We start from the raw sequence: 11,494 nt of genomic DNA, 5'->3' as shown, positions 1-11,494 counted from the left end.
CGTTACGTTTGCGAAACACGACTCCGCTTGAATTGCCGCATGGCAGCCCTGGACACCCTGCGCGACGTGACGGTTGAGCTCCTGGCCCGCGCCACCCGAGGGGTTTGTGACGGCAGCTTGCTGAATGCCGACGCGGGTCGCGCCGACACCAGTGCGCGCATCGACGACTGGTCCGGCGTACTTTCTCTGTACGCCGCCGAAAATGAATCCCACTCGGTTCGCGCAACTGCTTGAAACGCGCATTTCTGATCCCGCAGCCATTCCTTTCCAGCCTCAAATTTGTTGCCTCAGTCAACAAGTTGTGTGACCCAGGCCGCATTCCGCACGCCGGTCGCCCCCCGCACACGGGCCCTGCTCACGCTATGTTGTGACAGGAACGTGGGGCCTCCAGAGGGGTGACGTGCTGTGTCGGACACGGATGGCCGGGCTGACGGTCGGCGGGGGTTCGCCGATCTGTTGCTCGACCTCAGGGTCCAGGCCGGCCTCTCCCAGGAGGAGCTGGCCGACCGCGCCGGGCTGAGTGTGCGCTCGATCCGCGAGATCGAGGCCGGCCGGGTCGCGCGACCGCGGAAGGACTCGGTCCGGCTGCTCGCATCTGCGCTCGGTCTCCAGGACCCTTCGCAGTTCCTCGCTGCGGCCGGGCACGGTACTGCGCGTCGCCTCGTCCAGCCGCCTGTCGTATCGGTTGCTGATGCCGCCCCGACCGGGCTGCGCTGGCGTGGCACGCGGCCGATCCCGGACGGGCTTGTCGGCCGCGAGCAGGAGCTGTTCGAGCTGGAGACGCTGCTGCGGCAGAACCGGCTCGTCACGCTCGTCGGCCCCGGTGGGGTCGGCAAGACCGAGCTTGCACTGGCAGCGGCTGACCGCTTCTCCGGTGCGGACACGACTGTGGTGGTCGTTGATCTGACCACAGTTCAGCGCGATGCCGCCGTACCGTCGGCCATCCTCGACGCCTTCGGCACAGCCCCAGGTACGTCGGACCTGGACGACGTACTGTCCGGTCGTCAGCCGGGTGACCTGGTCATCGTCGAGGACAACGCCGAGCACGTGCTCGACGGCGTCGCGACGGTCGCCAACCGGATGGTCCGCAGCTTCCCCGGTGTCGGGGTGCTGGTGACGTCGCGGATCCCGCTGGGCCTACCGGATGAAGTAGTACGCCGGGTGCAGGTCCTCGGTGTACCGGCGAACGACGAGAACTTCGAGGAGATCGCGGCGTCGCCGGCCGTCGAGATGTTCTGCCGCCGGGTGGCCCGGGTACGGCCGGACTTCGTTCTGACGCCTGCGAACGCTCCGACGGTGGCGCGGCTGTGCCGTCGGTTGGATGGTCTGCCGTTGGCGCTGGAGCTGGCAGCCGCGCGGGCTGGGTCGTTGTCGGTGGAGACGATCCTGGCGGCGCTGGACGACCGGTTCCGGTTGCTGTCGGGGCCGCGGCGGTTCGGTGCACCTCATCAGCGGACGCTGGCGGACACCATCGCGTGGAGCGTCGACGCGCTGTCCGATGCGGCGCGGCAGTTGCTGTACCGGTGCTCGGTCCTCGGCTCGCCGTTCACGCTCGAGGCAGTGGCCGGGGTGTGTACGGGCGATCCGATCGACGGTCTCGACGTGGCGATGCTGCTCGCCGAGCTGGTGGACAAGTCGCTGCTGCAGCCGGTGCTCGAGTTCGAGCAGCTGTACGGCGCGCGGTACAAGCTGCTGGAGACGATCCGGGAGCACGCGTACGCCGGTCTGTCGTCGCAGGGCGGCGATCTGGTCGAGTTCCGGGACCGGGCGGTCGCATGGTGTTCGACGTACGTCGCTGGGCTCGAGGGCGCGTGGTCTTCGCCGGACCGCGACCGGCAGTACCGGGCGGCGCATGCGAACTCTGCGCTGTTCGAGGTGGCGTTGGAGCGTGCGGCCGAGCTGGGGGAGTGGGATGCGGCTGCGCGGATTGTGCTCGGGTTCCGGATCGCCTGGCAGTACCAGGCGAGTGTGGCCGAGAGCGGGATCCGCTGGGCGACGCTGTGCGCTTCTCAGGTGTCCGACAAAGAGGTCAGCGGTCGGCTGCTTGCTATCGCGGGACGGCTGTCCAGCCTGACCGGTGACATCCGTGGAGCGCGCCGGCACTACGAGGAGGCACGCACGCTGATCCCGGGCGAGACCGAGATGGGTCTGGTCGCTCGTGGCGGCTGGGTGTCGTCCGGCTCGCACCTGCTCGATACACAGAGCCTGGCCGAGATCCCGGCGCTGGTGGATGACGCCCGCAAGCATGGCGACGTACAGCGGTCTGCGACCGTGCAGGCGACCTGCGGGCTGGCGTTGTTGCGGTGGGGTCGTTTGGTCGAGGCCAAGGAGCTCCTGCTCGCGTGGGAGGCCGCACTGGTCAATCCGGGCGTCTACCCGGACGAGATCGCGTACATGGCGCTCAGCCGGGTCGACCTCGAGCTGGGGAACCTGTCCGAGGCCCGCCACTGGGCCGTGCTGGCCCGCGACAGCCAGGCGTCGGACGATCCGGAGCGGACCAAGGTCGCCGGCTGTCTGGCGATGGTCGAGTTCCACGACGGCCGGTACGACGAAGCGCGGGCGCTGCTCGACCAGGCGGACGCCGACATCCGTGGACACCGCGGGTACTTCGACTACCTGGTGATGCTGTACCGGTCCCGGCTGGCGCGTGCCGCCGGTGAGGTCGAGCAAGCGCGGGTGTCGATCCGGGACGCCGTGAACCGGCTGCTGCTCGAAGGGCGGGTCGTGTACCTGCTCGAAGTACTGCCGGAGGCTGTGGCTGTGCTGCACGCGCTGGGTCGCTCGGACGCGGGAGACGCGCTGTGCGGGCAGTTGCTGGCGTGGCAGCGGTCGATGGACCCGCCGATGCTGCCGACCGCGTGGGCGATCTTGCAGGAGTCCTGCGAGAGCGCTTCGGTCGCCGACGGATGGCCCGAGCCGGATCCGGCGGCCGCGGTGCAGCGGCTGGCCAACGACGTACTCGCTGCGCTTTCCTGACGCGGATCCGCGGAAGCTGCCGGGTAACTGCCGGTTGATCTGCCTCGTCCTGACATGGCTGCCGGACCAAGAATTACAGCCGTAGGGCAGGTTCCACGAAGCAGAGTCCGACACCGGGCGGCGGCAGCGAAAGGGGTGGTGAACCATGAAGAGGCCATGGGGCACCGCCGGACTGCCGAGGAGCGCGGCGAAGGCGACGCGGAGGGCATCCGGCGGCTGTTTGGTGGGGGCGCCGAACGGCTGCCGAGAGCTCCGGGGTGCTGTGGAGTGTGGATCTGTCCTGCCTGTACCGGACGCTGTGCACCGTCAGGGCACCGCTTCCGGGGCGGGGTCCCAGCAGCGGGTCAGGCACACGACACAGGGGACGAGTGTCATGACCCGGCCGGCACGGGTAACCGACGGGTTTGGTCACCCGTCGGCGGGCCGGCCGCTGGGGCCTCCCGGAACCTCGACGAGCTCGCGGTCAAGCCGGTCCTGCGCGGTACCGGACACGGGGAGTAGCTCGTCGAGGCTCCATCAACTTCAGCTGACAACCAGGGGGAGTCAGCAGGACAAGCCGGGCTGATGACGCACGTGGGGACGCCATCAGCCCGGCGTAAGTCCCGAGCGAGGTGAAGGCTTCGGAGGGGTGGCCTTCACCTCGCTGTCGCTCCGGTATCCGGGGTTTCAGTTGTCTTTGAGAACCGCCGCCTTGTCGAACGCGTAGCCGACCATCCAGTGGGGCTGCAAGCGGCAGTAGACGATGTCGTCACCCCAGCTCGACGGTGAACTGCCGTAGTGGGCTGTCAGGTGCTCCTCGATCTCGGCGAAGTCGGAGTGCTCCGGAGTCAGGAACTCGACGTTCCCATGACTGAACACCCCGATCCGCTCACCGTCGACGTACGAGATGCTCGCTGCGGGCCGCTTCCTCAGCTGCCTGGCCTTGGCCGCCGACCCCGAGGTCGTGAACACCCACCGGCCGTGCAGGAGGTGTCCGTCCACGGCGCTGATCCGCGGCTCACCACGCGCTGTCACCGTGGCGAGGTTGAGCGTGCACATCCCGGTCAGAACCCGCACCAGGTCCTTGGCATCCAGCCGGCGCGGATCCGTGATGATGTTCCGCAGGTGCTTGGTCGACTGCGCGTACGCCGCGTCCAGCAGCCCCTGCAACTCGGTGACTTCCTCCTCTGTCTCCTTCATGTTGTGGAGTCTGGCACTGCGCTCGGACATTAACTGTCCGGTAACCTCGCTGCATGGCAGCCCGCGTGCAGGTCGTCACCGACTCCACGGCCGGTCTGTCCACGCACGAGGTGCTCCGCCACCCCCTGACCGTCGTACCGCTCCAGGTCGTGATCGGCGGCACGTCGTACGACGACGGCGCCACGTCGGCCGACGCGGTCGCGGAGGCGCTCAAGACCTTCACCCCCGTCTCGACCAGCCGGCCCGCGCCGCAGACGTTCGCCGACACGTACGCCGCCTGCGCTGCCGACGGCGCCGAGGCCGTGGTGTCGATCCACCTGTCCGGCGACATGTCCGGCACGTTCGAGGCCGCGATGATCGGCGCCAAGGAGTCGCCGATCCCGGTCCGCGTGGTCGACTCCCGCTCGCTCGGCATGGGCCTCGGCTTCCCGGTCCTCGCCGCAGCCGCCGCAGCCTCCGCCGGGGAGGACGCCGCTGCTGTGGAGGCAGCGGCACGCGCCACGATGAAGTTCACCTCGGCGTACTTCTACGTCGACACCCTCGAGTACCTCCGCCGCGGCGGCCGCATCGGCGCCGCCCAGGCCCTCTTCGGCACGGCGCTCGCCGTCAAACCGCTCCTCACGATCAGCGGCGGCCGCATCGTCCCCCTGGAAAAGGTCCGAACCTCCAGCCGAGCCATCGCCCGCCTCGCCGACATCGCCGTCAAACGCGCCGGCGACGCCCCCGTCCAACTGGCCGTCCACCACCTGTCGAGCCTGGAAAAGGCCCAGTCCCTCGCCGACGACCTGGCCAACCGCCTCCCCAAGGCCGAAGAGGTAGTCCTCCGCGAGGTAGGCGCCGTCATAGGCGCGCACGTAGGCCCCGGCCTCCTAGCAGTAGTCGTCAGTCCGCGCTAGTGCCCTGAGCGGCCGGTCGGCAGCACCGGTGACTCCGCCCGCGGGTCAGCACCCCGGGACCTGAACCGGTGTCTTGAGACCTGATATTGCAGGGCTCAAGACACAACATCTGGTCTCAGCTCACCACATTATGGCGCAGTTCGGCCATTTGAGGCGACGGAAAGCGCGGCGAGGGGGCTGCGGCTCGGGGTCCTCACCCGGAGGCGGTTCTCCACAGGTTTGAAGTCGTGGGTTGGCGGGCGTCGCGAACTCGTACTTTCTCTGAGCGTGAAGGTCTTCCGCCGTACCCCGATGCCCGAACCGGGCGCCCGAGAGCGAGCCCTGGCCCGCCTCACCGCCCACCCGCCGCCCCACCCCCGGCCGGCAAACACGGACCTCTCGCCTGCCCGACCCGCCGTCGTCCGGGACGCGGACCAACCCGCGTACGTCGTTGTGCCTGGTGCCGGCGAACTCCTTCACAACCCGGCCGACCCCCGCCGCGATCACCCTCGCGACGACTACCTGGAGGAGCGTGATGATGAGGTGCGCGGTGGATGGATACCCGAACAGATCCGGCCCGAACGACTCCGAGACGCCCGCTGGACCCTCACCCCACGCCACGTCCTGGTCCTACTCGCCGTACTCGCCATCGGCCTGTCCTGGGCCGCCTGGACCTTCCTCCGAGCCCGCCCCGAAACCCTCCCCACCACCCAACCCACCATCGCCACCCCCGGCTCACCCGTCGCCCAACCAACCCCCGGCCGGCCCCAACCCGCCACCAATCAATCCCCAGGAGCCAACCCCTCATCCGGCCCCAACCAACCGCCAGCCACCAACCAGTCGCCCGGCGCCGCGAGCTCACCCGGCCAACCGCTTCTCGTCGTGTACGTCGCCGGCAAAGTCCGCCGCCCCGGCCTTGTCCGTGCGCCCACCGGCTCACGCGTAGCCGACGTACTAGCCCTAGCCGGCGGCCCACTCCCCGGCGTAGACCTCACCACCCTCAACCTCGCCCGCCAGATCACCGACGGCGAACAAATCACAGTCGGCCTACCAACCCAGCCCCCACCCACCAACCCACCAGGCACAACCACCACCTCATCCACCCCAGGCGCAACATCCACCGACCCCATCAACCTCAACACCGCCACCCTCGCCCAACTCGACGCCCTCCCCGGCGTCGGCCCCGTCCTGGCCCAACGCATCCTCGACTACCGCACCCAGAACGGCCCCTTCACCACCATCGACCAACTCCAAGAGGTCCCCGGCGTAGGCCCCAAAAAGTTCGACTCCCTAAAACCCCATGTCCACCTCTAGCCCCGCCCCTCAACCCGCATCCGCCAACCAACCCGCATCCGCGAAGCAACCCGCGTCCGACCGATCTGCCTCCGACGAGCCATCCGTCGAGGCCCACGCCCCGCCGACCGCTGGACCCCACGGCCCGCCGATCGCCGAACCGCACGACGCGCCTGCCGGTGAAGCGCTCGATGTGCGGCTGCTGGTTCCGGCTGCAGCGGGCTGGCTGACGGCGGTCGTGCTGGTCGGTCAGCGTCCGCTCACCGCCGCTCTCGTATCCTCCGTCGCGCTCGCCGTTGCCGTCACCCTCGGCCTCGTCCTGCGCAACAACCCCACCCACCCGCGACGAACGATCGGCTGGGCAGCAGCCGGCTCTCTCGTCGTCATCGCCGGACTCGGCATCGCAGCCGCCCTCCAATCCGCGACCCTCCGCAGCGGCCCGATCCGCGCCCTCGCCGCCACTTCCGCGACCGTCAACGTCCGCCTCAAGATCGAAGGAGACCCATCACTTCGCCAAAGCACCACCAGCCGCCGCCCGCCGTATGTAGTCGTCAAGGCAACCATCGAGGAGGTACGCACCCACTCGGGCTCATCCGGCACAACCACAACCCGCATCCGTACGCCGGTCTTCGTCATCGGCACCACCAAGTGGCAGACCGTCAGATACGGCCAGCACGTCGAGGCCACCGGGAGGTTGGAAGGCGTCGAAGACGGCTCGGACGTAGCCGCGATGCTCTCCACCCGCTCACCGCCGCGGATCGTCGACCAACCACCCTGGTGGCTGCGCGCCGCCGAGCAGGTCCGCGCCGGCCTCCGCAAAGCCGTAGCCGACGAGCCTGACGACGTCCGCGGTCTCGTCCCAGCACTCGTGATGGGCGACGTCTCCGGGGTCTCCGCCGAACTTAACGCTGACTTCCAGACCACCGGTCTAACTCACCTGTCGGCCGTCTCCGGAACGAACCTCACGTTGCTGCTCGCGTTCGTACTCCCGTTGGCGCGGCTGGCCGGGGTGCGTGCCCGCGGCCTGACAGTGGTCGGCGTGGTGATGGTCGTGGTCTTTGTCATCCTCGCCAGACCACAGCCGAGCGTTCTGCGAGCGGCCGCGATGGGACTGATCGCGCTCGCCGCGATGACCAGCGGGGGATCCGGGCGTCGTGCCGTACGCAGTCTGTCGGTCGCGGTGATCGTGTTGCTGCTGCTCGATACGGCGTTGGCGCGTTCGGCCGGGTTCGCGTTGTCGGTTCTCGCGACCGCGGGCATTGTCCTGCTCGGACCGGGCTGGCGTGACGCGTTGGCGAGGTGGTTGCCGGGCTGGTTGGCGGACGCGATCTCGTGCCCGCTCGCGGCTCAGCTCGCCTGTACGCCGGTCGTCGCGTGGCTCTCGGGACAGGTGTCGCTGGTCGCGGTCGCGGCCAACCTGCTGGCGGGACCAGCCGTCGGTCCGGCAACCATCCTCGGCTTCATCGCGGCCGGAGTCGCCTTGCTGAGCACCGAACTGGCCCAACTCGTCGGCTGGGCCGCGGGCTGGCCTGCCCGTTGGATCATCCTGGTCGCCCGCGAAGGAGCGGACCTCCCAGGTGCAGCCAACGCCTGGCCGGCGACCGTCGTCGGGATCGTCGTCCTCACCCTGCTCTGCCTGGCACTAGTGCTCGGCTTGCACCGCATCCTGGCCCGCCCGATCGCGATGATCCTGGCGGTCGTCGTACTGGCCGTCGTCGTACTGCGTCCCGTCGGCTCGCTCGGTTGGCCGCCCGACGACTGGCTCTTCGTCGTTTGTGATGTTGGGCAGGGAGACGGCCTTGTGCTCCGAGCCGATGAAGGTACGGCGGTTGTCGTCGACACCGGGCCGGATCCGGCCGCGATGGATCGATGCCTGCGCGATCTGGGGATCAAGCACATCCCGGTGCTCGTGCTCAGCCACTTCCATGCTGATCACGTCGGCGGGCTGGCGGGCGTTCTGAACGGGCGGAAGGTCGACGAGATCGAGGTGACGCCGTACTTCTCGCCACGGGCGGAGTACAACCGGGTGGTCGAGTTCGCGGCGCATCATGGGATTGGCTTGCGTACGGTGACGTTCCACGAGAAGCGGGTGGTCGGTCAGCTGAGTTGGACGACGCTCTGGCCGGCTCGGGTGCCGGCGCTACCTCCGCCGGGTACGTCGTCGGCGACCTCGTCGGATGAAGGTTCGCCGGAGAACAACGCCAGCATCGCGATGATGGTCGAGGTCGCCGGTCTCCGCATCCTGCTCACCGGAGACCTCGAACCCGAGTCCCAGCGAGCAGTCCTCGCTTCAGGCGTCGATCTGCGGGCGGACGTACTGAAGGTCCCACACCACGGGTCTGCCCAGCAGGAGCCCGAGTTCATCGCGGCCACTCACGCCCGTCTCGCCCTCATCTCCGCGGGGCGTGACAACGACTACGGCCACCCGGCTCCCAGGACCCTGGAACTCCTGTCCCACGACGCCATCCGCACCGCCACCACCAACATCAGCGGTCCCCTCACCGTCACCAACACCGACAACCACCTAGCCCTCACCACAACCCACCCCGCCCCATAACCAGACCAGGCGGGTGGTTGGGTTAGGAGAAAGTGACGGCGGAGGTCGGGAGCGTGTTTTCGGGTTGGTCCCCGAGGGACCAGGCGGCGACGCGGGACACTACGTCGGCTGGGATTTGCTCTGAGACTCCTGGGACCGCAGGGATGTTGTAGGTGCCGTGGGCGTCGTGTGGGAGGACTACGCGATAGCCACGCGCCAAAGCCGTCTTCGAGGTTGCGGCTACGCACATCTCGGACATGACGCCGCAGATGGCTAGCGACCGTACGCCTGCCGACACCAGGATCTCTCCGAGTGCCGTCCCGTCGAAGCCGTCATCCCGCGGCTTCCGGACCACGTGCTCGCGCGGCCCGGGCTTCACCGGTAGGTACAGCTCCCACCCCGGCGTCTCCGGCTCGTCATCGGCACCAGGCGGCCCGTCGTTCTGCAGATGTACGACGACCGCGCCCGCCTCACGCGCCCGCTCCAACAACTCACCCACCCGCGCCAGCAGTTGCTCCGCTCGAGGTACGGCATCCGGGCCCGAGACGAACGCGGTCTGCAGGTCCACGACGATCAAAGCGTCGGCAGGCTGGGTCATGGGGTCATCCTGGTTGATTCGACGAGGGTGCGCATTCGGATTGTCGGGGCGGCGTGGGATGCTGACTCGGTGGCTGCTCGTAGGGGTTCTGCGCCGAAGCTTGGCGATGTGTTGCTGGTGACCGGGGCCGAGTCGTTCCTTGCGGATCGTGCGGTGCGGTCGGCGATCGCGGCGGTGTCGAAGGACGCTCCCGGGGTCGAGGCGACCGACGTCGACGCGGCCACCTTGGATATCGGGGTGTTCGCCGAGCTGACCGGGCCGTCGCTGTTCGCGAGCGAGCGGGTGCTGGTGATGCGATCGCTGGAGAACCTGCCGAGCGAGATGGTGCCGCACCTGCTCGAGTACGCCGGGTCGCCGTCGGACGACGTACTCGCCGTGCTGGTGCACTCGGGCGGTCAGAAGGGCAAGGGCGTTCTCGACAAGTTGCGGAAGGCATCTGTCAACGAGGTCGTCGCGACGGCGCCGAAGGCTTGGGAACTGCCGCAGTTCGTGGCGGGGGAGATCCGGCTGCACGGCGGGACTGTCGACGAGGGCGCGGCGTCGGCGCTGGTGGACGCGGTCGGGCATGACCTGCGGGCGTTGGCCGGGGCGTGTTCGCAGCTGGTGTCGGACTCCGGCGGTCAAGCGGTGACGGCCGAGCTGATCGGTCAGTACTTCGGTGGGCGTGCGGAGGTCACGAGCTTCGCGGTCGCGGATGCGGCGATCGCGGGGCGGATCGAGCCGGCGCTGGAGCAGCTGCGCTGGGCGCTGGACTGCGGGGTCGCGCCGGTGCTTGTCACGAGCGCGATGGCGGGCGGGTTGCGCGGGCTGGCGAAGTACTCGAGTGCGCCGAGTGGGATGCGCGAGGCGGATCTGGCGCGCGAGATCGGCGTACCGCCGTGGAAGCTCAAGCAGCTCAAGCAGCAGTCCCGCGGCTGGACTCCCGGCGGACTCGCGACCGCCATCAAGGCTGTCGCTCAGGCCGACGCCGACGTCAAGGGCGCCTCCGGCGACGCCGGCTACGCCCTGGAGCGCATGGTCCTAACCATCACCCGAGCCCACGGCCGCCGCTGACCGTGTCCTCGCCGCCGAGAGACCGCCGCCCGGCGACTGCTGCCCGCGAGACCGGCGTTGACCTGGGTTTGGGGACGCAAAAACGATCGGCCGGTCGTTGGGGACGGGCCGATCGTTTCGGGGCCGCGCGTCAGGGGCGCGGCCGGGGCCTCAGAGGGAGGCGGCCTTCTTGAAGAGGGCCGACTTGCGGTTGGCAGCCTGGTTGGCGTGGATGACGCCCTTGCTGACGGCCTTGTCGAGCAGGCGGCCGGCCTTGCGGGCGGTCTCCTGAGCCTTGTCGGCCTCACCGGCGTCGACGGCCTCGTGGAAGCGGCGCACAGCCGTCTTGAGGGTCGACTTCACCGACTTGTTGCGAAGTCGCGCAGCCTCGTTCTGGCGGTTGCGCTTGATCTGGGACTTGATGTTCGCCACGAAGAAGAGCCTCGATCAGGTGTGTGCGGTCAATACGGAAGGTGTCGCGGCGCACGGCTATACACCGCCCCGTGGGCGCGCGAAGAGCCAGATTACCAACAAGCCGACCCCAGTTCCAAACTCACTCCGCCCGGAGCACCGACTCGGCGGTCGATTTCAGCCGCACGAGAGTGGTGTCGATCCCGTCCGCGTTGCGCGGAGTGCGGTTTCCGAAGACCGGACGGAAGACCGCTCGAAGGACCCGGGGGCGGTGGTCGGTCCAGGATTCGGTGACCTCGCAGCCGCCCGCGGTCGGGGTGAACGAGTAGTCCCAGACAGAGATCGGGATCGGCCCGAAGTGGATGGAGAAGGCGAACCGCCGGCCCGGCTCGGCGGCCACCACCCGCCCGAAGGTGAACCAGCGCACAACGCCCACCCGGTTGTGACCGATGAAACGCTCCCCGGCGACCGTCCAGGTGACGCGGGTGCACTCCGGGCTCCACTCGCCCATCCGGGGTAGATCGGAGACCAATGAATAAAGGGATGCGGGCGTCGCGGCCACCGAGATCGACTCGGTCAGATCGGGCATCGGGT

10 protein-coding genes are annotated in these 11,494 nt (G+C 68.8%); 6 read left to right on the top strand and 4 right to left on the bottom strand.

What is annotated here, in order from left to right; all coding sequences use genetic code 11:
• Positions 1-39 precede the first annotated feature (39 nt).
• Positions 40-234 (top strand): hypothetical protein, encoded by a 195-nt coding sequence (locus tag EV645_RS29225; protein ID WP_130447210.1) that lies wholly within the window; start codon positions 40-42, stop codon positions 232-234.
• A 171-nt stretch (positions 235-405) separates the two neighbouring features.
• On the top strand, positions 406-2,976 hold the full coding sequence (locus EV645_RS29220; protein WP_130447209.1) for an ATP-binding protein: 2,571 nt from the start codon (positions 406-408) through the stop codon (positions 2,974-2,976).
• Between the two features lie 666 nt (positions 2,977-3,642).
• Here EV645_RS29220 and EV645_RS29215 read toward each other — a convergent pair.
• On the bottom strand, positions 3,643-4,155 hold the full coding sequence (locus tag EV645_RS29215) for a pyridoxamine 5'-phosphate oxidase family protein (protein ID WP_130447208.1): 513 nt from the start codon (positions 4,153-4,155) through the stop codon (positions 3,643-3,645).
• A 53-nt stretch (positions 4,156-4,208) separates the two neighbouring features.
• On the opposite strand from EV645_RS29215, the gene EV645_RS29210 reads away from it, so the two are divergent.
• From EV645_RS29210 to EV645_RS29200, 3 genes are all read left to right on the top strand, one after another.
• Positions 4,209-5,051: a DegV family protein gene (locus EV645_RS29210; RefSeq protein WP_130447207.1), complete on the top strand. Its 843-nt coding sequence runs from the start codon at positions 4,209-4,211 to the stop codon at positions 5,049-5,051.
• A gap of 267 nt (positions 5,052-5,318) precedes the next feature.
• Positions 5,319-6,344 (top strand): ComEA family DNA-binding protein, encoded by a 1,026-nt coding sequence (locus tag EV645_RS29205; RefSeq protein ID WP_242000730.1) that lies wholly within the window; start codon positions 5,319-5,321, stop codon positions 6,342-6,344.
• The gene (locus EV645_RS29200) at positions 6,331-8,880 is read left to right on the top strand and encodes a ComEC/Rec2 family competence protein (RefSeq protein ID WP_130447206.1); all 2,550 of its coding nucleotides are present in this window, start codon (positions 6,331-6,333) and stop codon (positions 8,878-8,880) included. Before EV645_RS29205 ends, EV645_RS29200 begins: the two co-directional genes overlap by 14 nt.
• 22 nt (positions 8,881-8,902) lie before the next feature.
• On the opposite strand, the gene EV645_RS29195 is transcribed toward EV645_RS29200, so the two are convergent.
• The gene (locus EV645_RS29195) at positions 8,903-9,457 is read right to left on the bottom strand and encodes an isochorismatase family protein (protein WP_130447205.1); all 555 of its coding nucleotides are present in this window, start codon (positions 9,455-9,457) and stop codon (positions 8,903-8,905) included.
• A 69-nt stretch (positions 9,458-9,526) separates the two neighbouring features.
• Between EV645_RS29195 and holA the strand changes: the two genes are divergently transcribed.
• On the top strand, positions 9,527-10,510 hold the full coding sequence (gene holA, locus EV645_RS29190) for a DNA polymerase III subunit delta (protein ID WP_130447204.1): 984 nt from the start codon (positions 9,527-9,529) through the stop codon (positions 10,508-10,510).
• 150 nt (positions 10,511-10,660) lie between these two features.
• Here the strand turns inward: holA and rpsT are convergent, their stop codons facing one another.
• Positions 10,661-10,921 (bottom strand): 30S ribosomal protein S20, encoded by a 261-nt coding sequence (gene rpsT / locus EV645_RS29185; protein WP_130447203.1) that lies wholly within the window; start codon positions 10,919-10,921, stop codon positions 10,661-10,663.
• Positions 10,922-11,042: 121 nt separating this feature from the next.
• Positions 11,043-11,489 (bottom strand): SRPBCC family protein, encoded by a 447-nt coding sequence (locus EV645_RS29180; protein WP_157997174.1) that lies wholly within the window; start codon positions 11,487-11,489, stop codon positions 11,043-11,045.
• Positions 11,490-11,494: the final 5 nt, after the last annotated feature.

This window comes from Kribbella rubisoli, assembly GCF_004217145.1.
GTDB classification, from domain to species: domain Bacteria; phylum Actinomycetota; class Actinomycetes; order Propionibacteriales; family Kribbellaceae; genus Kribbella; species Kribbella rubisoli.
The sequence above is the reverse complement of the archived record's forward strand: the minus strand, read 5'-3'. Positions and strand labels throughout refer to the sequence as shown.